This window comes from Variovorax ginsengisoli, assembly GCF_030811835.1.
GTDB classification, from domain to species: domain Bacteria; phylum Pseudomonadota; class Gammaproteobacteria; order Burkholderiales; family Burkholderiaceae_C; genus Variovorax; species Variovorax ginsengisoli_C.
Genome location: NZ_JAUSRO010000011.1, coordinates 107294 through 129320, shown reverse-complemented (window position 1 = coordinate 129320; position 22027 = coordinate 107294). Strand labels below are relative to the sequence as shown.

Annotated in this window: 17 protein-coding genes; 11 read left to right on the top strand and 6 right to left on the bottom strand. The window is 68.1% G+C overall.

Annotation, left to right across the window (positions count from 1 at the left end; translation table 11 throughout):
* Window positions 1-61: 61 nt before the first annotated feature.
* Window positions 62-1978, bottom strand: coding sequence for a sensor histidine kinase (locus tag J2W36_RS17585; RefSeq protein WP_307691043.1), 1917 nt, complete (start codon window positions 1976-1978; stop codon window positions 62-64).
* Between the two features lie 223 nt (window positions 1979-2201).
* Between J2W36_RS17585 and J2W36_RS17580 the strand changes: the two genes are divergently transcribed.
* Window positions 2202-2780 (top strand): hypothetical protein, encoded by a 579-nt coding sequence (locus J2W36_RS17580; RefSeq protein WP_307691042.1) that lies wholly within the window; start codon window positions 2202-2204, stop codon window positions 2778-2780.
* A gap of 23 nt (window positions 2781-2803) precedes the next feature.
* Here J2W36_RS17580 and J2W36_RS17575 read toward each other — a convergent pair whose 3' ends face one another.
* Window positions 2804-3277 carry an Lrp/AsnC ligand binding domain-containing protein gene (locus J2W36_RS17575; protein WP_307691041.1) on the bottom strand — a complete coding sequence of 158 codons (474 nt, stop codon included), beginning with the start codon at window positions 3275-3277 and terminating at the stop codon, window positions 2804-2806.
* 97 nt (window positions 3278-3374) lie between these two features.
* Here J2W36_RS17575 and J2W36_RS17570 point away from each other — a divergent pair, with 97 nt between their 5' ends.
* The 7 genes from J2W36_RS17570 (at window position 3375) to J2W36_RS17540 (ending at window position 14234) form a co-directional block, all read left to right on the top strand.
* Window positions 3375-6428 carry an L-glutamate gamma-semialdehyde dehydrogenase gene (locus tag J2W36_RS17570; RefSeq protein WP_307691040.1) on the top strand — a complete coding sequence of 1018 codons (3054 nt, stop codon included), beginning with the start codon at window positions 3375-3377 and terminating at the stop codon, window positions 6426-6428.
* A 193-nt stretch (window positions 6429-6621) separates the two neighbouring features.
* Window positions 6622-8061, top strand: coding sequence for an FAD-binding oxidoreductase (locus tag J2W36_RS17565; RefSeq protein WP_307691039.1), 1440 nt, complete (start codon window positions 6622-6624; stop codon window positions 8059-8061).
* A gap of 59 nt (window positions 8062-8120) precedes the next feature.
* Window positions 8121-9206: an ABC transporter substrate-binding protein gene (locus J2W36_RS17560; protein WP_307691038.1), complete on the top strand. Its 1086-nt coding sequence runs from the start codon at window positions 8121-8123 to the stop codon at window positions 9204-9206.
* A 34-nt stretch (window positions 9207-9240) separates the two neighbouring features.
* On the top strand, window positions 9241-10329 hold the full coding sequence (locus tag J2W36_RS17555; RefSeq protein ID WP_307691037.1) for an ABC transporter ATP-binding protein: 1089 nt from the start codon (window positions 9241-9243) through the stop codon (window positions 10327-10329).
* 4 nt (window positions 10330-10333) lie between these two features.
* Window positions 10334-12124 carry an ABC transporter permease subunit gene (locus tag J2W36_RS17550; RefSeq protein WP_370869344.1) on the top strand — a complete coding sequence of 597 codons (1791 nt, stop codon included), beginning with the start codon at window positions 10334-10336 and terminating at the stop codon, window positions 12122-12124.
* 38 nt (window positions 12125-12162) lie between these two features.
* On the top strand, window positions 12163-13065 hold the full coding sequence (dapA, locus tag J2W36_RS17545; protein ID WP_307691036.1) for a 4-hydroxy-tetrahydrodipicolinate synthase: 903 nt from the start codon (window positions 12163-12165) through the stop codon (window positions 13063-13065).
* An 8-nt stretch (window positions 13066-13073) separates the two neighbouring features.
* Window positions 13074-14234 (top strand): alpha-hydroxy acid oxidase, encoded by a 1161-nt coding sequence (locus J2W36_RS17540; protein WP_307691035.1) that lies wholly within the window; start codon window positions 13074-13076, stop codon window positions 14232-14234.
* 12 nt (window positions 14235-14246) lie between these two features.
* Here J2W36_RS17540 and J2W36_RS17535 read toward each other — a convergent pair whose 3' ends face one another.
* The gene (locus J2W36_RS17535) at window positions 14247-15113 is read right to left on the bottom strand and encodes an IclR family transcriptional regulator (protein WP_370869343.1); all 867 of its coding nucleotides are present in this window, start codon (window positions 15111-15113) and stop codon (window positions 14247-14249) included.
* 192 nt (window positions 15114-15305) lie between these two features.
* On the opposite strand from J2W36_RS17535, the gene J2W36_RS17530 reads away from it, so the two are divergent.
* The 3 genes from J2W36_RS17530 (at window position 15306) to J2W36_RS17520 (ending at window position 18007) form a co-directional block, all read left to right on the top strand.
* Window positions 15306-16580, top strand: coding sequence for a Glu/Leu/Phe/Val family dehydrogenase (locus J2W36_RS17530; protein WP_307691034.1), 1275 nt, complete (start codon window positions 15306-15308; stop codon window positions 16578-16580).
* Window positions 16577-17203 (top strand): nucleoside/nucleotide kinase family protein, encoded by a 627-nt coding sequence (locus J2W36_RS17525; RefSeq protein ID WP_307691033.1) that lies wholly within the window; start codon window positions 16577-16579, stop codon window positions 17201-17203. The genes J2W36_RS17530 and J2W36_RS17525 overlap by 4 nt, the downstream gene beginning before the upstream one ends.
* A 75-nt stretch (window positions 17204-17278) precedes the next feature.
* A complete protein-coding gene (locus J2W36_RS17520; protein WP_307691032.1) occupies window positions 17279-18007 on the top strand; it encodes a DUF2242 domain-containing protein in 729 nt (242 codons plus the stop codon).
* A 12-nt stretch (window positions 18008-18019) separates the two neighbouring features.
* Here J2W36_RS17520 and J2W36_RS17515 read toward each other — a convergent pair whose 3' ends face one another.
* The 3 genes from J2W36_RS17515 to J2W36_RS17505 form a co-directional block, all read right to left on the bottom strand.
* Window positions 18020-18415, bottom strand: coding sequence for a response regulator (locus J2W36_RS17515; protein ID WP_307691031.1), 396 nt, complete (start codon window positions 18413-18415; stop codon window positions 18020-18022).
* Window positions 18416-18547: 132 nt separating this feature from the next.
* A complete protein-coding gene (locus J2W36_RS17510; protein WP_307691030.1) occupies window positions 18548-19951 on the bottom strand; it encodes an MFS transporter in 1404 nt (467 codons plus the stop codon).
* A gap of 85 nt (window positions 19952-20036) precedes the next feature.
* Window positions 20037-21953 carry a bifunctional sugar phosphate isomerase/epimerase/4-hydroxyphenylpyruvate dioxygenase family protein gene (locus J2W36_RS17505; RefSeq protein ID WP_307691029.1) on the bottom strand — a complete coding sequence of 639 codons (1917 nt, stop codon included), beginning with the start codon at window positions 21951-21953 and terminating at the stop codon, window positions 20037-20039.
* Window positions 21954-22027 lie beyond the last annotated feature (74 nt).

Genomic DNA, 22027 nt, shown 5'->3' with positions numbered 1-22027 from the left:
CGTGAAGAACAGGAAGCGCCGCAGGGCGATGTCTGCACGCAGCGGAAGGGGCGATTGTGCTTCAAGCGCCTGTGCGTTCGATGGGCAGCCAAAGGGTCATCCGGCTCCCGTCGGGGCCTGACTTCCAGCGGACCTGACCGCCCAGCGCTGCGGCCCGTCGCTGCTGGTTGGCCAGACCCATGCCGCCGCCATGCAACGCGCGGTGAACGTCGAAGCCCTGGCCGTTGTCTGCCACGGTGACCGTCACGCCGCCGTTCTCGACGCCGGTGGCCACGCGGATGGTGGTGGCGCGGGCATGCTTGAGGATGTTGGTGAAGGCTTCCTGCAGGGTGCGCAGAATGTGCAGCGCGCTGCGTGGGTCGAGCCAGTCCAGGCGCGGCAGGTCGGCAATGTCCCAATGCAGGGCGATGCCCGCGCGCTCCAGGCGCGGGCTCAGCCGGTAGCGCAGCGTGGCCAGTAGCAAAAGCAGGTCGGCCTCGACCGGCTCCATCGAGTCGATGGTGAGCTTGAGGTCATCGATGCAGCCCTTGAGCACCTCGGCCACGTAAGCCGCGTCGTGGCGCCCTTGGTCGTTTTCCACCACGCGCAGCGCAGTGACCAGCGAGGAACCCAGGCCATCGTGCATGTCCTGCATGAGACGCTGGCGTTCCTGGCTGATGGTCTGGCGCTGCTCTGCCTCGCGCAGCAGGGCGTAGCTCTGCGCCAGCGCGGTCTCACGCTCGTTCAGGCGTTCGGCCAGCCGCGTGTTGGCCTGTTCGACCTTCGACATCGCGCCCACGTAGCGGCGCGTGATCAGAACGCCGAACACTGAAAAAGTCAGCACGCTGTTGACCAGGAAACCGAGGACCGCAAAGCCCAGCGTGGGGTTATCGACGCCGGCGGCCCAACTCTGCGGGTGGCGGAAATTGCTTTGCAGCACCCAGTCGAGCGCGCCCATGAAGATGCAAACCGTGAAACCGGCTGCCACCAGCATGGCCTCGCCCGACCGGCGCCATGCGCCTCGCATGCCGGCCACGCCCACCAGCAGGCTGAGCACCAGTGCGGTGCGAAACACCCCAGCCATCGTGCCGGGCGAAAGCGGCAGCATCGGGTTGGCCTCCAGCGGCAGCGTGACCAGCCCGATCACCGCCGTGGCGGCCAGGGTCGCCAGGGTCAGCCAGGTCCGCCGCTGGCGGTGGAGCAGGCCGAGCGACAGGTGAATGGCGGTGAGGAGCCAGAAGATCGAGTTGAGCGTCAGCCACGAGAACCAGTCGTCGCCCACCTGCATGTCGACATAGAAATGCAGGCCCCGGATGAAGCACAGCACCGACAGGACGAAAAACAGGAGATAGCTTTTGTCGTGCCGGCGGTGCAGCCAGACCATCAGCGAGAACAAGCCGATGGCCAGGAAGAAGGCGCTGAACATGGCCGGCAGGTCCTGCTGAACCCATTGTCGCCAGCTGTAGCGCCAGTGCAGCGCGCTTGCCAGCCCGAGTTGCAAGGGCGACAGCGTCACCTGCGTGCCCAGCGTGTGCTCCAGACGGATCACGATTTCGCGCGGGATCGTTGGGTTGCTGGGCCCACCCAGCGATATCCAGAGCGGCTTGCGTGAGCTGTTCCACAGCATGCCCTGGGGCTGGGCGCGGTGCACGAGCTGCCCGTCGACATAGACGGCCACCGTGCCGTCGGTGGCGATGTGCGGGACGTACAGCGCGAGCTTGCCCGCAGCGAAGGCCACAGGCGGTACGGCGATCCGGAACCAGGTGGTCTGGGTCTCGTTCTCGGTCTGGGCGTCGTGGGGCGTGTGTGCCTGCGGCAGGCGCGCAGGCGTGCCCGGCTCGGCCGCCTGGCCACTGGGTAAAGCCGTGTCCTGCCAGTTCCACTGATCCCGGGGCGGCTCATTGGCATCGAAGGTGGGGGGCGGCACGCTCAGGCCCTGGCCCGCAACGGCGACCCACTGCGCATGGTCGAGCGGCAGTACGGTCGGCGCCGACGCCATCGAGACGCCGGATGGGGTTTGTGGGCGCTGCGTGTCCCGCGTGCTGGCGACAGGCAGCGAGCACAGGAGCGTGCATGCCAGAAAGAAAAGGCCAAGACGAACGATGCGGATGTACATCAAAAGTTGTCACTAGAAATGGCGACATACAAAAAAGATGGTGGTTTGTAACATTTCGCACACCAGCGCACAGCCAATTCAGGTTATGCAATCCGCAAAGGCCCTCATGACTTTCCAGGACTCTTCTTTCCTTTCCGACCGAAGCGGCGAACTCTGGGAAGACTTGTCGGACGACTTTGTTGCCGAGCCCTCCATGGTGGAGAAAATCCGCCAGGAGATGGCGCAGCTGTTCGACTCGCGCTGCACCACGGCCGAGTTGGCCGAGCGGCTCTATGTCAAGCATGAGAAGGAGCGCGCTGTGTTCGTCGAGCGATTCAATCGCGTGGCCAGCCACCTGATCGTTCCGACATTCGAGGCCTTCGAGCGCCGGGTCAGCGGGCTGGGGCTGCGATGCCATGTGCATGTGCAGGAGGGCGTGTACATCGGGCATCGCCGCATCACCGGTTTCGTACGCTTTGGCCTGGGTGCGCAGTCATTGCGGGGGCGGCACAGCACGGGCGCGGTCGGCCATTTCGTCGATGTGCTGGCCGATACGACGGCACGACACGTCGTGGTCTCGCACGCCGGGCCTTCGGCGGCGCTGGTGGCCGCCCAAGGCGCTGCGTTGTCGGTCGAACTGGGCGACGTCGACGTGGGCTTCTTGCACAGTCATCTTTCGGCACTGGTCAAGCCGTTCTTCGGCTGAGCCGAGCGCGCGGCGCCGGTCGTTCAGATCGGCAGGCGGGTGCTGCTCTTGATTTCTTCCATCACGGCGTAGGTGCGCGTCTCGCGCACGCCGGGCAACTGCCAGAGCACCGTACCGGCAAAATCCCGATAGGCCGCCATGTCGGCCATGCGGGTCTTGAGCAGGTAGTCGAAGCCGCCGGCCACCATGTGGCATTCCATGATCTCGTCGCGCACCTGCACGGCCGCCTTGAACTGGTCGAACACGTTGGCCGTGGTGCGGTCGAGCAGCACTTCGACGAACACCGTGAAACCGCGACCGAGCTTGTGCGGGTTGAGCCGTGCTTCGTACCCTTCAATGAAACCGTCGCGCGTGAGCCGTTGCACGCGGGCGAGCACGGCAGTGGGCGACAGCGCGACCGCCTCGGCAAGCTTCAGGTTGGAAATGCGTCCGTCGTCCTGAAGGATCTTGAGGATCTTCACGTCGATTCGGTCGATGTCCAGGGAGAGAGGGCTCATGAGCAGTGAATTATCCGGTGCTGATGAGTTTCTTTGGTGAAAAAGTCTGTATGGCTCGCGAGACGATGCGGGCATTCGTCCCTCCAGAGCTTTTTCCATGCGCCTGCCCCACCCCTACCGTCCTGAAAAAGAGATCGTCTCGCAACGACTGGCGAGCCTGACCGGGGCCCTTGACTGGGCCGCCGCGGCGACCGTGGCCGTCCCGTGGGTCCAGGCCGTGCGGAACAACCCGCCGCCCTTCTGGGCGATGGAAAGCCTGCTGCGCGAATACCCGATCTCCAGCGCCGAAGGCCTGGCCCTGATGCGGCTGGCCGAAGCGCTGCTGCGCGTGCCCGACGCCGAAACCGCGATCGCGCTCACCGCCGACCAGCTTGGCCGGGCCGACTTCGATGGCGCCGCCGACTCCACGCTGGCGCGGCTGTCGTCCTCGGCCATCGCGCTGTCCAAGCGCTTCCTGCCGGAGAGTGACCATCCGCCGGGGCTGCTGGCGCGCCTGGGCTCGCGCACCGTGGTGGCCGCGACGCTGCGCGCGGTGCAATTGCTGGGGCGCCAGTTCGTGCTTGGCCAGACCATCCGCGAGGCCATGGGCGAGGCGCGCAGCGCGCAGAAGAAGCAGCCGGCACTGTGCTTCAGCTACGACATGCTGGGCGAGGGCGCGCGCACGGATGCGGATGCGCAGCGCTACCTGCAGAGCTATGCCGACGCTATCCGCTCCATAGGCGCCATCGGCGCGCAGTCGGACGCCGCGCGCGCGCCCGAGCACAACGACGGCATCTCGATCAAGCTGAGCGCCCTGCACCCGCGCTACGAAGACGCGCAGCACCAGCGCGTGATGGCCGAACTGGTGCCGCGCGTGTGGCAGCTCTGCGCCCTGGCCGCCGACGCCAACCTCAACCTCACGATCGATGCGGAGGAGGTCGACCGGCTCGAACTCTCGCTGGAGGTTTTCGAGGCGCTGGCGGCACGGATCGCGGCCGAGAAACCGCAGTGGCGCGGCTTCGGCCTGGCGATGCAGGCCTACCAGACGCGCGCGCTCGAGCTCATCGACGAGGTCACGACCATCGCGCGCCGCCATGGGCTGCGCCTGATGTGCCGTCTGGTCAAGGGCGCCTATTGGGACGCCGAGATCAAGCGCGCACAGGAGCTCGGCCTGCCGCACTACCCCGTGTTCACGCACAAGCACCACAGCGACGTGAGCTACCTCGCCTGTGCCCGCGCGATGCTGGCCGCGCCCGACGCGATCTACCCGCAGTTCGCCACGCACAATGCGGGCACCATCGCGGCGATCCTGCAGATGGCGGGCGTCACGGGCCCCCACGCTCCGCCGCTGCGCGGGTCGCTGCCCCCCGAGGGGGCGCAACCCGGCTTGGGGCGGCCCGGCGCCGGGTTCATGCAGAGCTTCGAGCTCCAACGCCTGCACGGCATGGGCGAGGGCGTGTACCGCGAGGTCATGAAGGCGACGACGGCGCATGTGCGGGTGTACGCGCCGGTCGGCCAGCACAAGGACCTGCTGGCTTACCTCGTGCGCCGGCTGCTGGAGAACGGCGCCAACTCCTCCTTCGTGAACCAGCTCGGCGACGACGGCGTGCCGGTCGACCAGCTGCTGGCGTCGCCGCTGCATGCCTCGCCGGTGTCGTCGCTGCCGCTGCCACCGCTGCTGTACGGGCCGGCGCGCCGCAACAGCGAAGGCGTCGACCTGACCGTGACCACGATGCGCGCGCCGCTGCTGGCGGCGCTGGCGACCACGTCCGTGCCCGTGGTCCCGCTCTTCGACGCGTCGCGCGCGGAGCCCGCCGTGGCCCAGGCGCTGCGCGCGCTACCGGCCTGGCGCGGCACGCCGGTGGCCCAGCGCGCGGCCCGGCTGCGCCATGCGGCCGATGCGTTGCAGGCGGAACTCCCGCGCTTCTGCGCGCTGCTGGTCAAGGAAGCCTTCAAGACTTGGGGCGACGCGGTGGCCGAGGTGCGCGAAGCCGTCGACTTCCTGCGCTACTACGCCGATGAGGCCGAGCGGATCATGCAACCGGTGGCGTTGCCCGGCCCGACCGGCGAGTCGAACGAACTGCGGCTCGTCGCGCGCGGCCCCTGGGTCTGCATCAGCCCGTGGAACTTCCCGTTGGCGATCTTCATGGGGCAGGTTGCGGCGGCGCTCGCCACCGGCAACACGGTGCTGGCCAAGCCGGCCGAGCAGACGCCGGGCGTCGCGCTCGAGGCGGTGAAGCTGCTGCACGCGGTCGGCGTGCCCGCCGATGCGCTGCAGCTGCTGCACGGCCCGGGCGAGACGGTCGGCGCCGCGCTGGTGGCCGCGCCGGGCGTGGCCGGGGTCGTCTTCACCGGCTCGACGCAGGTGGCGAAGATCATCCACCGCGCCCTGGCCGCGAAGGATGGCCCGATCGTCCCGCTCATCGCCGAGACCGGCGGCATCAACGCGATGGTGGTCGACTCGAGCGCGCTGCCCGAGCAGGTGGTCGATGCCGTCGTGCAGAGCGCCTTCCGCTCGGCTGGCCAGCGCTGTTCGGCGCTGCGCCTGCTGTGCGTGCACGAGGGCATCGCCGATGGCGTGATCGAGATGCTCGGCGGTGCGGTGGCCGAGCTGGCTGGCGGCGACCCGGCACTGCTCGCGACCGACGTCGGCCCGTTGATTGACGCCGAGGCCTTCGACACCGTGGCGCGCGCGGTCGACGCGCTGGCCGCGCACGGGCGCCCGATCGACGCGTCGCCGGTGGCGGTGCCCGCAACCACGCATTCGGCGAATTTCATCGCGCCGCAAGCCTTCGAGGTGCCTTCCATTGAGCACGTGCGCAACGAGATATTCGGGCCCGTGCTGCAGATCGTGCGCTGGTCGGGTGACCCGGCCACGGTGGTCGAGCGCATCAACGCGCTTGGCTACGGCCTGACGTTTGGTATTCAGACGCGCATCGACTCGCGTGCCATGGCCATGGCCGCGCAGGCGCACATCGGCAACGTCTACGTCAACCGCAACACCATCGGCGCGGTGGTCGGCGTGCAGCCCTTCGGCGGCGAGGGGCTGAGCGGCACCGGGCCAAAGGCGGGCGGGCCGCACTACCTCTACCGCTTCTGCGCGGAACAGACATTGACCATCAACACTGCGGCCGCCGGAGGTAACGCAGCGCTGCTTGCCGCCATGCACTGACGCCTCTGCGCGCGTCGATCGATCTCCAGGGCCCGGCCCTGTGGCGTTCTCGCCGCAGGCCGGGCTCAGTGCTTTCCCTAAAAGTAATCTCAATACGATTGAATAGTGCACTATGCAATTCATTGGCATGTGATTTGCGTACACTGATTCGAAGCCTTCGTGGGCCGCAGGCCCTCACTCAAATGGTGCAAAGATGACCTTGATCGAACAGCTGACAGTCCTGCTCGGGGCCGGTGCGGTGCTCACGGCGGAAGATGACGTGGCCGGTTTCACGGAAGACTGGCGTGGTCGCTACCGCGGCCCGGCCGCGTGCGTGGTGATGCCTTCGAGCACGGCGCAGGTTGCCGCCGTCGTACGCCTGTGCGTCGAACACGGCGTGCCGGTGCTGCCACAGGGCGGCAACACCAGCCTGTGCGGCGGCGCCGTGCCCGGCACTGACGGCGTGGCGCCGGTCATCGTGAACCTCGCCCGCATGCGGCGCGTGCGCACGGTCGACGCGGCCAACAACTCCATTGAAGTCGAGGCCGGCTGCGTGCTGGCCGCCGTGCAGGAAGCCGCCGCCGCGCAGGGGCGCCTCTACCCGATCAGCCTGGGCGCCGAAGGCTCCTGCCAGATCGGCGGCACCATCGCGACCAATGCCGGCGGCACCGGCGTGCTGCGCTACGGCAACACGCGCGACAACGTGCTCGGCCTCGAAGTGGTGCTGCCCGACGGCACCGTCTGGGACGGGCTCTACACCCTGCGCAAGAACAACACCGGGCTGGACCTGAAGCACCTGTTCATCGGTGCCGAAGGCACCATGGGCATCGTCACGGCAGCCACGCTCAAGCTGCATCCGCTGCCGACCTCGCACGCCATCGCCTGGGTGGCGCCCCGCTCGCCCGCAGCAGCCTTGCAGCTGCTGGGCCTGTTCCAGTCGGCCTGCGGCGCGAGCCTCTCGGCCTTCGAGATGATCGACGCGAACCAGTTGCGTATCGTGACCGAGCAACTGCCCAGCCGGCGCAATCCGCTGTCGGCATTGCATCCGTGGCATGTGCTCATCGAGCTGTCGGACACCGGTGCCGAGGACGCGCTGCAGACCATCCTGGAACAGGTGCTCACTCAGGCAGCCGAGCAGGACCTGCTCCTCGACGGCGTGCTGGCGACGAGCGGTGCCCAGCGCGCGGCGATGTGGGAAATCCGGCACAGCGTCTCCGAAGCCAACAAGAAGGCCGGTGTGGGCCTGACCACCGACAGCGCGGTACCGGTGTCGTCGGTGCCCGCGTTCATCGACCGAGCGACCGCTGCGGTGCACGCCATCGTGCCCGGCCTGCCGATCGTCATCGTGGCGCACCTGGGCGACGGCAACGTGCACTTCATCCCCTTCTTCACCTACGCCGAATGGGAGGCCGTGGCCGACCCCGAGGCGATGGCCCAGCGCATCCGCCACAGCGTGAACGACGTGGCGCACAGCCTGCACGGCACCTTCAGTGCGGAGCACGGCGTCGGCCGCACCCTGCTCAACGAGATGGCGCACTACAAGTCGCCCGTCGAGCTGGGCCTGATGCGCCGCATGAAGCAGGCGATCGATCCGCAGAACCTGTTCAACCCGGGCCGCCTGGTGCCTGACGCACCGTCCGCCCCGGCGCACTGATTTCCGTTCCCGTCCCCCGCTTCCATCCCGCCTCATTTCTTTCATCGAAGGAGTTCGCCATGCACACCCTGCCCCCCAGCAAACCGTCCCGTCGCAACGCCCTGAAGGCGGCTGCCAGCGGCATCGTCGCCCTTGCCGCGCCCACGATCTGGACGCCGGCGCGCGCGGCCAGCAAGCGCATCGTGGTGCGTGACGACGGCGGCATCTACAGCCAGGCGTACGCGGCGGCGTTCTACAAGCCCTTCACCGCCAAGACCGGCATCGAGGTCGTGCCGGTGCAGGCCAACGCGGAGCCCACCGCGCAGATCAAGAGCATGGTCGAGACCGGCAACTACACCTGGGACATGGCGAAGATCAGCCAGCCGGCCATCCTCATCCTGACCAGCGGCAGCAAGGTCTACCTCGAGAAGCACGGTGTCGAGTCCGACCCGAACGTCGCGAAAATCCCGGCGCAGTACATGTCGCCCTACGGCGTGGGCACCAACGTGTACAGCACCGTCCTGGCGTATCGCAACGCGGCGTTCAAGGGCCGCAAGGCGCCCAATTCCTGGGCCGACTTCTGGAACACGAAGGACTTTCCGGGCCGCCGCTCGCTGCGCAAGCACCCCTTCGACACCATCGAGGAAGCCCTGATGGCCGACGGTGTGGCGCCAGGCCAGGTCTACCCGGCCAACCTGGACCGCGCCTTCGCCAGCCTGGACAAGGTCAAGTCGAAGGTCGACGTGTGGTGGAACTCCGGCGCGCAGGTCGAGCAGATGCTGATGTCCAACGAAGTCGACATGGTCGCCACCTGGGTGTCGCGGCCGCAACAGGCCATCGGCAAGGGCGCCGACGTGACCATCGTGTGGAACCAGAACCTCTGGGGCGTCGACAACTGGTCGATCCTCGCGGGCACGCCCAACGCCGATGCCTGCCGCGAGTTCATCCGCTTCGCGTCCGACCCGAAACGCCAGGCGGTGCAGGCCGAGTTCTTCGCCGCCGGCTTCACGCAGCCCGAGGCCTTCAACTACGTCAAGCCCGAGATCGCGAAGAACAGCCCGACCAGCCCCGAGAACATGAAGAGCGGCGTGCAGATCAATGCGCGCTACTGGCTCGACAACCAGGCCGCCGTGATCGAGCGCTTCAACGGCTGGGTGCTGGCCTGACCTCATCGCACCGATCGATTCCCGAATCCACACCATGCCTTCGTCCAATCTGACCATCTCCGGCCTGTGCAAGCGCTACGGCGACGTCACTGCCCTCGCGCCCACCGACCTGGAGGTCGCCAACGGCGAGTTCCTGACGCTGCTCGGGCCTTCGGGTTCCGGCAAGACGACGCTGCTGAGCCTGATCGCCGGGCTCTCGCAGCCCGACGGCGGGACGATGCTGATCAATGGCCTCGACGTGACCTACGGCGCACCGTACGAACGCGACATCGGCATGGTGTTCCAGAACTACGCGCTCTTCCCGCACATGACGGTGGAAGACAACATCGCCTTCCCGCTGAAGATGCGTGGCGTGAAGCCGGGCCAGGCGCGCCAGCAGGCGCAGGAGGCGCTGGAGATGGTGCGCCTGCCGCACGTGGCGCAACGCTTTCCGAAGGAGCTGTCGGGTGGGCAGCAGCAGCGCATCGCGCTGGCGCGCTGCATGGTCTACCGCCCGGCCATCATCCTGATGGATGAGCCCCTCGGCGCACTCGACAAGAAGCTGCGCGACCACATGCAGATGGAGATCAAGCGCATCCACCGCGAGCTGGGCACCACCATCGTCTACGTCACGCACGACCAGGAAGAGGCGATGACGATGTCCGACCGCATCTGCCTGATGAACGGCGGCCGGATCGAACAACTCGGCACGCCGGCCGACCTGTACTTCCGCCCGCGCACGCTGTTCGTTGCCGACTTCCTCGGCGAGTCGAACCTGTTCGAGGCGACCGTCGCCGGCACGACCGGCGATGGCCTGTCGCTGGCGCTCGACGGCGGCCGCGTTCAGGCCGGCGCCGCCGTGCACGGCACCGCGCCGGCACCGGGCCAGAAGGTGCGGGTGCTGGTGCGTCCGCAGAACCTCGGCGTCAAGCGCGTTGAGCCCGATGCGCCTGCGCTGTCGGCGCAGGTGCTCGACGTGATGATCACCGGCAGCCTCACCAAGCTGTACCTGAAAGCGCCCTTCGCCGGCGAGACGCCGATCACGGTCGCCTTTCCGACCTCGCAGCAGAGCACCCGCTACCGCGTCGATGAGACGCTCTGGCTGCAATGGCAGGCGGCCGATGCGGTCGCCATTGTGGAGTAGGCGCATGTCATCGGCCGTTCATCCCGTTGCTTCCAGGCGCCCGGCAGGGCGTGGGCTGCGCCGCAACCTGCTGCTGGCGGCACCGATGCTGCTCCTGCTGCTGGCGCTGCTCGTCTACCCGGTGGCGCAACTGCTGCTCCTGAGCTTCTACAAGGACGGCGCGCTGAGCCTCGCGTCGTACCGGCAACTCTTCGCGTCGTCGGTGTACGTCAACGTGCTGCTGATCACGCTGAAGATATCGCTCTGGACCACCTTCTTCTCGGTGCTCGCCGGCTACCCGGTGGCGTACCTCATCTCCTCGCTGCCGCAGCAGAAGAAGGGGCGGCTGCTGTTCTGGGTGCTGCTGTCGTTCTGGAGCAGCTTCCTGGTGCGCGCCTTCGCCTGGATCGTGCTGCTGGGCCGCAACGGTGTGGTCAACCAGCTGCTGCTGGCGCTGGGCATCGTCGATGCGCCGATGAGCCTGCTCTACAGCTTCGGCAGCACGCTCGTGGGCATGGTGCATGCGCTCATGCCGCTGGCCGTGCTCACGATGCTGTCGGTGATGGAGAACATCGACAGCAACCTGCCGCGCGCCGCGCTCACGCTGGGCGCACGGCCGGGCGCGGCGTTCTGGCGCGTGTACTTCCCGCTCTCGCTGCCCGGCGTGGCAGCGGCGGCCATCATGGTGTTCGTCACGGCGATCGGCTTCTTCATCTTCCCGGCGCTGCTGGGCGGGCGCCGCGAAACCATGATCACGCAGATCATCATCGACCAGGTGCAGCAGACGCTCAACTGGGGCTTCGCCGGTGCCGTGTCCGTGGCCCTGCTGATCGTGGTGCTGGCGGTCTTCGCGCTCTACGACCGGCTGCTGGGCCTGTCGACGATGACCGGCAGCGCGTCGGATCGCGCACGGCCGATGGCCGCCTCGGGCTGGTCGCATGCGGCCGGCGAGGCCATCCTTACTTTCCTCGGCAAGACCAGCGATGCGCTCGCGCGCCTCGCGCCGCACCGCCGCCGCCGTGCACATGCCAGCGAGCCGGGCCAGTCGCGCGGCATGCGGATGGTGGTGCTGGTTCTGCTCGGCTTCCTCAGCATCCCGACGGTGCTGATGATCCCGCTGTCCTTCGCCGGCAACTCGGGCCTCAACTGGCCGCCGCGCGGCTTTTCGCTGCAGTGGTACGAGCAGATGTTCGCGTCGCCGCTGTGGATGCAGGCGCTCACGCGCTCGCTGGTCGTCGGTGCGGGTGCCGGTGTACTGTCGATGCTCATCGGCACGCCGATGGCCTTCCTGCTGGCGCGCTCGCAGATGCGGGGCAAGTCGTTCCTGCTGGCCTTCGTGCTCTCGCCGATCATCGTGCCGCGCATGATCATTGCCGTCGGCATGTTCTACCTGTTCGCCAAGGTCGGGCTCGTCGGCACCTCGCTGGGGCTCATCCTCGGCCACACCGTCATCTCGGTGCCCTACGTGGTGATGACGATGATGGCCGTGCTGCGCAACTACGACACGCGGCTCGACCTGGCCGCGCAGAGCCTCGGTGCGCGGCCGCTGCAGACGCTGCGCTACGTGACCTTCCCGATCCTGATGGCGGGCCTGCTGTCGTCCTTCCTGTTCGCCTTCGCGACCTCGTTCGACGAACTCACCATCTCGCTGTTCGCCTCGGGCGGCCTGAATTCGACGCTGCCCAAGCAGTTCTGGGACGAGGTCACGCTGCAGATCTCGCCGGTCATCGCCGCCGTGTCGACCTGCCTCTTTGTCTTCGTCGCCGTGCTCATCGGCGTGGCCGACCGGCTGCGGCGACGCAGTCTGGCCCGCTGAACTCTTTCTCTTTCCTCCCCGATACCCAAGGACTTCCCATGGACGCGACCCGTCTGCGCGGCGTACTACCCGCCATCCCCACCCCCGTCCACGCCGACGACACCATCGACGTCGCGGCCACGCGCACGCTGATCGCCTACCTGCTCAAGCAGGGCATCGACGGCCTGGTGCCGCTCGGCGGCACCGGCGAATACGGCGCGCTGTCGCGTGCCGAGCGCGCCAAGATGGCGGCGCTGTGCGTGGAGGCCGTGGGCGGTCGCGTGCCGGTGGTGCCGGGCGTGCTCGACCCCGGCTACCACGACGCGATGGCATCGGGCCGAGCCTTCGCCGATGCCGGCGTCGACGCGCTGATGGTCGTCACGCCGTATTACACCAACCCCACACAGGCGGGCGTGCGGGACTACTTCCTGCGCTTCGCCGACGAGTCGCCGCTGCCGATCCTGATCTACGAGATCCCGTACCGCACGCGCGTGGCAATCCAGCCCGAGGTGATGCACGAGCTGTCGCGGCACGAACGCATCATCGGCATGAAGGCCTGCAACACCGACATGTACCACTTCCTGCGCGTGATGGCGGGCGTGGACCCGAGCTTCGCGGTGCTCAGTGGCGAGGACTCGCTGTTCCCCCTGCACCTGGCCGCCGGCGCGCGCGGCGGCATCGTCGTGACCGCGACCATGCTGCCGCGGGCCTGGCGTGCGATCTACGAACTGGCGACCACCGGGCGCACCGCCGAGGCGCTGGCCGCGCACCGCGCACTGATCCCGCTGATGGACATGGCCTTCGCCGAGACCAACCCCGGCCCGATGAAGTCGGTGATGGACCTCATCGGCGTGGATGCGCCGGCCATGCTCGCGCCACTGGTGGCGCCGGCCGCCGACCTGAAGTCGCGCCTGCGCGCCGAGGTCGCGCGGCAGCTCGCGCGCACCGAAGGCCTGGACTGAGCGGCACCGTGCTGCCCGCCGTCGAGGATTACCGTGCGCTCGCACGTCAGCGTCTGACGCGCTTCGCCTTCGACTACCTCGATGGCGGTGCGGAGGATGGGCGCACGCTGTCGCGCAACCGCGCGGCCTACGAACAGCTGATCTTCCAGCCCCGTGTGCTGCGGGACGTGACCCGCGTCGACGCCGCGGTGCAGGTGTGCGGCGAGACGCTCGCCATGCCGGCGGTGGTCGGGCCGACCGGGCTGAACGGCCTCTACTGGCCGCGCGCCGAGGAAGTGCTGGCGCGTGCCGCGCATGCCGCGGGGCTGCCCTTCGCCGTGTCGACGGCGTCCACCTCGTTGCTTGAGAGCGTGCGTGCAGCCACCGACGGCGCGCTGTGGCTGCAGCTCTACGTGCAGCAGGACCGGCGCATCGCCGAGGACATGATGCGGCGCGCGCGCGCGCTCGGCTTCTCCACGCTCATGCTCACCGTCGACACCATGGTGCACGGCAAGCGCGACCACGACGTGCGCAACGGCTTTCGCATGCCGCTGCGCCTCACGCCGAAGCTGCTGCTCGACCTGGCCATGCACCCGCGGTGGTGCGCCCGCATGCTGCGCCAGGGCGGGTCGCCGCAGTTGGTCAACCTTGCGCGCAGCGCGGGCGTGAAGGCGCAGCTGCAGGCCCAGGCCGCCGCCATGAGCCGGCAGATGGACATGTCGCTCGACTGGGCGGCGGTGGCGTGGCTGCGCCGGCACTGGCAGGGCCCGGTGCTGCTCAAGGGCGTGCTGTCGGTGGACGACGCGCGCACCGCACGGCGGCTGGGCGTCGACGGCGTGGTCCTGTCCAACCACGGCGGCCGCCAGCTCGAGAGCGCGCCCAGTCCGCTGGAGATCCTGCCGGAGGTGGTCGATGCGGTGGGCACGGGGCTCGACGTCTTCGTCGACGGTGGCATTCGCCGCGGCAGCGACATCGCCAAGGCGCGGGCGCTCGGTGCCAAGGCCGTGCTGCTCGGGCGCGCGCCCCTCTACGGCCTGGCGGCGCAGGGGCCGCAGGGCGTGGCCGATGTGCTGCAGATGCTGCGTGACGAATTCGAGATCACCCTGCGTCTGCTCGGCGTGCCTCGTGCGGTCGACCTGGACGGCGATGCCCTGTCGGCAGACCACCGCGCCCGGCTCGCCCGGCTGTAGCCGGGGCAGTGCTCAGCCCGCGTAGGTCGCGAACTTCGCCTTCGAGATCGAGGTGGCCGCCACCTGCACATGGGGCGCAAGTTCCTTCTCGACGCTGGCGACGGTCCAGCGCGTGGTCGGCACGGAGATGTTGATCGCCGCCACGGCCATGCCGCGGTGGTCGGTGATCGGCGCGGCCACCGAGATGTCGCCCAGCACGTTCTCGTTGGCCATGACCGCATAGCCCTTCTCCGCCATGGTCTGCACCCGTGCCAGCAGCCGCTGCGGGTCGACCTCGGTGAAGGGCGTGATCTGCACCAGCGGCGTGCGCTCCAGGATCGCCACCCGCTGCTCGTGCGAGAAGCGCGTCAGGATCGCGTTGCCCGACGCCGTGAAGAATGCCGGCAGCCGTGCGCCCACGTTGAAGTCGACGTTCACCAGATGGCGCCCGTGGAAGCGGGCCACGAAGACGATGTCCGAGCCGTCGAGCTCGTGCAGGTTGGTCGTCTCGCCCAGCGTGCGGCTGATGTCCAGCAGGTAGGGCGAGGCCTTGTCGATCAGTTCGTTGGCGCGCAGGTAGTTGTACGAGAGCTGCAGCACCTTGGCGGTCAGCCCATAGTGGCGTGATTCCGGGATGCGGCGCAGGTAGCCCAGCTGCTCGAGCGTGTAGACCACGCGCTGCGTCGCGCTGCGGTCCAGGTCGGCGGCGCGCGCGATGTCGGCCAGCGTCATGTGGCGTTGCGGGCCGTTGAAGGCCTGCAGCACCTGGAACGATTTCTCGGTCGACCCGATGAACAGCGAGGACGTGCGGGGTGCCGCCTTGGGGGTGGGCGCGGCGCTGGAGGCGTGCGGGTCGCTGGGATCGGGCGGCAATCGTGCGCCTCTTGGGTTCGCTGGCATGTGTGGTCCAAAGGTCCCGGGTTCGCGGTGCATGCCGCTGAAGCCGCAGAGGGAGAAAACGAGTTTAGCCGAGAGCGTTCGCTGGCGGTCCATGGCGACTTGTGCATAGAGGTGCCCGCGCGGCGCATAACCCTTGGCACGGCGCCGGGTCAGGGCTATCGTCCATCCAGTCCATCCAACGAGGGTCTTCCCATGAGCGAGAAACTGTCCTTTGTCCATCCCACAGCCAACAGCCCGTGGGGCACCTACCTGCAGCAGGTCGACCGCGTGGTGCCGTACCTGGGCGACCTGGCCAAGTGGGCCGAGACGCTCAAGCGCCCCAAGCGCGCGCTGATCGTCGACGTGCCGATCGAGATGGACGACGGCCGCATCGCCCACTTCGAAGGCTACCGCGTGCAGCACAACATGAGCCGTGGCCCGGGCAAGGGCGGCGTGCGCTTCCATCCCGACGTCACGCTGGAAGAAGTGATGGCGCTGTCGGCCTGGATGACCGTCAAGACCGCGGCGGTGAACCTGCCCTACGGTGGCGCCAAGGGCGGCATCCGCGTCGACCCGAAGAAGCTGTCGCAAAAGGAGCTCGAGAAGATCACGCGCCGCTACACCAGCGAGATCGGCATCATCATCGGCCCGCACACCGACATTCCTGCACCCGACGTGAACACCAACGGTCAGATCATGGCCTGGATGATGGACACCTATTCGATGAACACCGGCGGCACATCCACCGGTGTCGTCACCGGCAAGCCGCTGCACCTGGGCGGCTCGCTCGGCCGCGTGAAGGCCACTGGCCGTGGCGTATTCGTCACCGGTCGCGAGGCGGCGCGCCGCCTGGGGCTGGACCTGCGCGGCGCGCGCATCGCGGTCCAGGGCTTCGGCAACGTGGGTTCGGTCGCGGCCGAGCTGTTCGTGGAGGCGGGCGCCAAGATCGTCGCGGTGCAGGACCACACCGGCACCATCGTGAACGTGAACGGTCTTGACCTGGAGAAGCTCATTCCGATTTCGCGCACCGCTGCCGGCTGTGTGGCGTTCGAGGGCGGCGACGTGGTGCCCAACGAGCAGTTCTGGGACGTGCCCTGCGACATCCTGATCCCTGCCGCGCTCGAAGGCCAGATCACGGCCGAGCGCGCCAAGCGGACCACCGCCCGGCTGGTGCTCGAAGGCGCCAACGGCCCGACCGTGCCCAGCGCGGACGACATCCTGGCCGAGCGCGGTGTGCTGGTCGTGCCCGACGTCATCTGCAATGCCGGCGGCGTGACGGTGTCGTACTTCGAATGGGTGCAGGACTTCTCGTCCTTCTTCTGGGACGAGGACGAGATCAACGTGCGCCTGGACCGCATCATGATGAACGCGCTCAACCAGATCTGGGACACGGCCGACAAGCACAAGATCACGCTGCGTACCGCGACCTATGCGGTGGCCTGCGAACGCATCCTGATGGCGCGCCAGGAGCGTGGCCTGTATCCATGACAACGCCGCAGCCTGCGGAATGGGCGCGCATCGACGCGCTGCTGGCCGGCGGGCGGCGCAAGCTGCTCGGCCTGGTCGGCCCGCCGGGTGCCGGCAAGTCGACGCTGTCGGCGTCGTTGCTTGCAGCCATCGGGCCGCGCGCGCAGGGGGTGCCGATGGACGGCTTCCACCTGGCCAACGTCGAGCTGCAACGGCTCGGCCGGACAGCGCGCAAAGGTGCGCCCGATACCTTCGACTGCGCAGGCTACATCGCGCTGCTGCAGCGCCTGCGCGCGCAGGGGCCGGCCGACCCGATCGTCTACGCACCGGAGTTCCGCCGCGAACTCGAGGAACCCGTGGCCGGCGCCATCGCCGTGCTGCCACAGACGCAGCTCGTCATCACCGAGGGCAACTACCTGCTCCACGACGGTGACGGATGGGCGGGTGTGGCCGGGCTGCTCGACGAGGTCTGGTATGTCGACATCGACGATGCGCTGCGCGAGGAGCGGCTGGTGCGCCGCCACTACCAGTTCGGTCGCAGCGAAGAAGCCGCGCGCGCCTGGGTGACAAGCACCGACATGCCCAACGCACGCCTGATCGCCGCCACGCGCGCGCGTGCGCAACACGCGGTCCGCATGGACTGAGTAAGCCGGGAACGAAGGCACGCGCGCTGGCTCGAAGCAAGGCCGGCGTGCGTGCCGGTTAGCATTCGTCACTCCATGCCGTCCATCTTCCCGATCTCCTTTCGCGTTTGTGCGATCCCTCTGGCCACCTTGCTGGCAGCGTTGGTGCTGGCGGGCTGCGGCAGCAGTCCGCCGCGCGTCTCCTACGAGCCCGAGGAGTTCGATTCCACCACCACCCATGCCCGCTCCTACGCCGCCACCGAGGCGCAGACCTGCGAGGCGGCCCGGCGTGCCCTGCTGAGCCAGGGTTACCTCATCACAGCCGCCAACAGCGACCTGGTGACGGGACGCAAGAATTTCCAGCCAGCCGCCGAAGTGCATGTGGAGGTCGAGTTCCGGGTGGTGTGTGCCCGCGATCGACAGGCCCCTGCCGCCAAGGGACAGAAGGTGGCGCGCAGCAGCATTGCGTTCGTCACGGCGCTGCAAGACCGCTACGGCCTCAAGAAGACCAACAATTCGGCCAGCGTCGGGGTGGGCGTGCTCGGCTCGGTGTCCTTGCCGTTTTCTTCGAGCGACGACGCGATGGTCAAGGTCGCCAGCGAAACGCTGACCGACGAGCGTTTCTACGACCGATTCTTTGCGCTGCTCGATCGCTATCTGGTGCCCGGCGCACCTGACGAACCCGCCGAGGAGCCGGTGCCGCCTGCACCCGTGCCCGTGCGCACGGCACCCGCACCGGTGTTGCCCGTGGCGCCTTCGCCCTTGCCCTCGGTGCCTGCACCGGAAGCACCCGCGCCCAGCGTAGCCCCTGCCACGCAGGGCTGAGCGCGGACCCGCTCAGGCGCGTACGCGCTGGATGCCTTTCAGCGCGTCGCTGAGCTGGTCGACGCCGAAGGGTTTCTGCAGCCACACGGTGCCCGGCGGCGGTGTTTCCGGACGCGGTCTGCCGGTGGCAAAGATGACCTTGAGCTTGTCATTCGCCTGCAGGATCTCGACCAGGTCGAGGCCCGAGAGCGCGGGCAGGCCGATGTCCGTCAGCAGCACGTCGAAGGCACCTTCGATGAAGCGATCGCGCGCCACCTCTGCGCTTTTCACGCCGGCCGCCCAGTGGCCGAGGGCTTCGAGCATGTCGACCGTGGCCGCCAGCGCAGCCGGGTCGTCTTCCACCACCAAAATGCGCAGTGACGGGTCACCGGCCGGCCCGTCGGGCGTGGACTTCGCTGTACTTGCCATGGTTCTTGTTCTTTGATGGAAAGGACGACTGTACGCGCGTTGCACACGCCGCCTCTTCTCCATGGCCACATCAACACGTAGGAAGTGTGCTCATTCCGAGGCGGCGCCGGCGGGCCGCCTCGCTGCCGCCGCTCAGCGCACGGGGGAGGTCTGTTGCTTCATCGCCTCGCTGCGCAGGCGGTCGTACTCCGCCTTGGGCACAGGCACGGCGTTGGCGTTGCCCAGATCCTGCATGCGCACACGGTAGGTCTCACGTGCGCTGAAGGCGGCGATGGCGGCAATCACCGTCACGGCCAGGGTGATCGAGCCGATCATCATCGGGATGTTGGTGGCGCCGGGAGGGGCGACGGCCACGAACAGCGCGGGCAGCATGGCGGTGACCAGGGTGCCGAGGTTCTGCGAGATCGCCATGCCCGAGACACGGGTGCGGGTCGGGAACATTTCGGGGTAGAAGCTCGGGAACACGGCGTTGTAGCCCTGGTAGACCACGCCCCACATCAGCAGCGACATGGCGATGGCCAGCGGCACGTGATGGATGCTGATCGCATAGAGATAGACGAAGGACAGCAGGCCCGACGCAATGGCGCCGATGACCATCGGCGGGCGGCGGCCGATCCGGTCGGACAGGCTGCCCACGAACGGGATCACCAGCACGGCGACGATGTTGCCCAGCACGGGGATCCACAGGTACACGTCCTTCTCGAAGCCGATGCCGTAGCCAGGCTGCACCGCATAGGCCGCGCCGAAGATGGTGGTGACCACGGGAATCACGTTCATCAGCGAGCAGCACATCACGCGCAGCATGTCGCGCCAGCTTTCGACGACGGCCTGGATGACCGGTGCCTTGGGCACGGCGCCCTTGCTGTCGATTTCGGTGAAGACGGGCGTTTCGTGCACTTCGCGCCGGATGATGTAGCCCGCCACGATCACCAGGAAGCTCAGCAGGAACGGAATGCGCCAGCCCCAGGAATTGAAGGCGTCGGCGGGCATGTAGTGCGCCAGCGGGAGGAACACGGCGGCCGCCAGGATCTGGCCGGCCTGTACGCCCTGCAGCGTGAAGCTCGCGAAGAAGCCTCGTCGCCCGAAGGGCGCGTGCTCCAGGATCATCGAGCTGGCGCCCGAAATCTCACCGGCGACGGCAAAACCCTGGATCAGGCGCAGGATCACCAGCAGTGTAGGAGCCCACAGGCCGACCTGGTCGTAGGTCGGCAGCAGGCCCACGGCCACGGTGGAGAAGCCCATGAGGAACATGCAGATGATCAGCACCGTCTTGCGGCCGTGGGTGTCGCCCCAGTGGCCCAGCACGAACGCGCCGATGGGGCGCGCCACGTAGCCCACGCCGTAGGTCGCCAGCGAGGCGATGATGGCGATCTTCGGGTCGGTCTTCGGAAAGAAGATCTGCGGGAAGATCAGCGACGCGGCGGTGGCGTAGATGAAGAAGTCGTAGTACTCCAGGGCGGAGCCGATCCAGCCGCTGGCGGTTGCCTTGCGCGTCTGTTGCTTGCCTTGGGCAGAGTCTGCCGTGTGTGTGGCCATGGGTTGTCTCCAGAGGGGAAAAGGTATCGGGGTCGAGGGCGGTGGGGAAGCGGGAATACGAGAGAGAAAAAGGGCAGCTCCTTGCTCAGGGCTGCTGCGCCTGCGAGGCCATGCGCGCGGGCGCGTTGACGGCGCCGTAGGCGTCGTAGCGGCCGACGCGCTGCACGATCTCGAAGAACGGACCGGCGTCCGGATGCTCCGTGTAGATGTGCAGGTAGTCACCGGCCGCCGAGCGGTCGAACAGGATGCCGGCGGCACGCAGGCGCGCGACCAGGGCGGGGTCGAGTTCCAGCCGCGTGGGCAGGTCGTCGTAGTAGTTGTCGGAGATCGGCACGAAGCGCACGCCGCGTGCGCGCAGGCGTTCGACCGCCGCGAAGATGTCGTCGCAGCGCAGCGCGATGTGGTGCACGCCGCCGGTGCCCGCCACGCTCACGGTGCGGGCGGTGCGGGTGCGCTGGCTCAGCGACACGTTGAGCACCAGCCGTACGCTGCGGTCGGCATTGGCCACGCCGCGGCTGCGGATCAGGCCGAAGGGGTCGGCCAGTTCCAGGCTTTCGCCGGGTTCCAGCCCGAGCACGGCACGCGAGAACAGCACCCAGGTGTCGAGCTGGTCGAGCCCCAGGCCGAGCGCCACATGGTCGATGGCCTGCAGGCCGACGTCCGTGGCCGCCTGCGGTGCCGCGGCCTCTGCTTGCATGGCCTCGGTGATGAAATCCGCCGCGAACAGCGCTTGCGCGTCCATCGTCACGGGCATGAACTGCACGAGGTTGCCGCCGGGCACCACGATGGCGGGCATGCGCAGCTCGCCCGGCCCCACGGGGCTGTCATGGCGCCGCGAATGCATGGCCACGGCACGCGCGGCCGCGGCCTCCGGGTCGGCCGCGCGCATGCCCAGCGCGCACACCGAGGTGCCATGCGCGTCGAAGCGGCTGCGCGCCAGCGAACCCGGCTCCGCGTTGACGATCAGGTGAATGTCGCCCTGGCGGTACAGCACCACGGCTTTCGAACGATGCCGGCCCGCGCGGTGAAAGCCCAGTTGCAGCAGCTGGGCCTCCAGCGTCCGAGCGGCAGCCTCGTCGACCGCGAATTCGATGAAGCCCAGGCCGGACAGCGTGGGCACCGGTGGCGGCTCGAAGAGGGTGACCGACGGTGCAGCCTTCCGGGCGCCGGTCGACGTGGCCTGCGCCTGGCGCTCCTGCACCTGGCTTTCGAGGTAGAGCAGCGAACGCATCGCGTCCACCGCGGTCCGTCGGTTGGGCGTTTCGCGGAACACGTCGTTGAAGATCTCCAGCGACAGCGGGCCGGTGTAGCCGGCCTGCAGTGTCTTCTCCAGGAAGGTCACGACGTCGAAGTCGCCCTGGCCCGGAAAGCTGCGGTGGTGGCGCGCCCACTGGAGCAAGTCCATGGCCAGCAGCGGCGCGTCGGCCATCTGCAGGAAGAAGATCTTGTCGCCTGGAATGTCGACGATGCCCGCCGGGTCATCCTTGAGCGACAGGGTGTGGAAGCTGTCGAGGATGAGCCCGAGGTTCGGATGATCGGCGCGGCGCACGAGGTCCCAGGCCTGGCTGTAGAGCGAAGTCACGCGGCCCCAGGCCAGCGCCTCGAAGCCCACGCGCAGGCCGCGTGCCGCCGCGCGTTCGGCCAGCACGTGCAATTGCGCAGCGGCGCGTGCCGGGTCGGCGATGACCAGCGGCGATGTGTTCGAGCAGCACAGCATCAGCGATGCGCCCATGGTCTGCATCAGGTCGAACTTGCGCTCGGCGCGCTCCAGGCTGCGGGCGAACTGGGCATCGGGCATGCCCTCGAAGTCGCGAAAAGGCTGGTAAAGGTCGAGCGACAGGCCCAGGTCTTCGTTGATCCGGCGCAGTTCCTTTGCGTTGCCGTTGAACTGGATGAAGTCGTTCTCGAACAGCTCATAGCCGTCGAAGCCCGCCGCAGCGATGGCTTCGAGCTTCTGACGCAGCGTGCCGCTGAGCGAGACGGTGGCGATGGATCTGTGCATGGCGCGGTGTGGGGCGTGTGGAGTAGGGGTGGCCCTCTGAGGGCAGCGACGCGACTTTAGGCGCCACGGACCGC

What these genes read in the sequence shown, in the direction of transcription:
- J2W36_RS17510 (WP_307691030.1), bottom strand. Translation starts at nt 19,951, where the DNA reads ATGGCCACACACACGGCAGACTCTGCCCAAGGCAAGCAACAGACGCGC.
- J2W36_RS17585 (WP_307691043.1), bottom strand. Translation starts at nt 1,978, where the DNA reads ATGGCGTCGGCGCCGACCGTACTGCCGCTCGACCATGCGCAGTGGGTC.
- J2W36_RS17525 (WP_307691033.1), top strand. Translation starts at nt 16,577, where the DNA reads ATGACAACGCCGCAGCCTGCGGAATGGGCGCGCATCGACGCGCTGCTG.
- J2W36_RS17520 (WP_307691032.1), top strand. Translation starts at nt 17,279, where the DNA reads ATGCCGTCCATCTTCCCGATCTCCTTTCGCGTTTGTGCGATCCCTCTG.
- J2W36_RS17570 (WP_307691040.1), top strand. Translation starts at nt 3,375, where the DNA reads ATGCGCCTGCCCCACCCCTACCGTCCTGAAAAAGAGATCGTCTCGCAA.
- dapA (WP_307691036.1), top strand. Translation starts at nt 12,163, where the DNA reads ATGGACGCGACCCGTCTGCGCGGCGTACTACCCGCCATCCCCACCCCC.
- J2W36_RS17560 (WP_307691038.1), top strand. Translation starts at nt 8,121, where the DNA reads ATGCACACCCTGCCCCCCAGCAAACCGTCCCGTCGCAACGCCCTGAAG.
- J2W36_RS17575 (WP_307691041.1), bottom strand. Translation starts at nt 3,277, where the DNA reads ATGAGCCCTCTCTCCCTGGACATCGACCGAATCGACGTGAAGATCCTC.
- J2W36_RS17580 (WP_307691042.1), top strand. Translation starts at nt 2,202, where the DNA reads ATGACTTTCCAGGACTCTTCTTTCCTTTCCGACCGAAGCGGCGAACTC.
- J2W36_RS17535 (WP_370869343.1), bottom strand. Translation starts at nt 15,113, where the DNA reads ATGCCAGCGAACCCAAGAGGCGCACGATTGCCGCCCGATCCCAGCGAC.
- J2W36_RS17550 (WP_370869344.1), top strand. Translation starts at nt 10,334, where the DNA reads ATGTCATCGGCCGTTCATCCCGTTGCTTCCAGGCGCCCGGCAGGGCGT.
- J2W36_RS17565 (WP_307691039.1), top strand. Translation starts at nt 6,622, where the DNA reads ATGACCTTGATCGAACAGCTGACAGTCCTGCTCGGGGCCGGTGCGGTG.
- J2W36_RS17515 (WP_307691031.1), bottom strand. Translation starts at nt 18,415, where the DNA reads ATGGCAAGTACAGCGAAGTCCACGCCCGACGGGCCGGCCGGTGACCCG.
- J2W36_RS17505 (WP_307691029.1), bottom strand. Translation starts at nt 21,953, where the DNA reads ATGCACAGATCCATCGCCACCGTCTCGCTCAGCGGCACGCTGCGTCAG.
- J2W36_RS17555 (WP_307691037.1), top strand. Translation starts at nt 9,241, where the DNA reads ATGCCTTCGTCCAATCTGACCATCTCCGGCCTGTGCAAGCGCTACGGC.
- J2W36_RS17530 (WP_307691034.1), top strand. Translation starts at nt 15,306, where the DNA reads ATGAGCGAGAAACTGTCCTTTGTCCATCCCACAGCCAACAGCCCGTGG.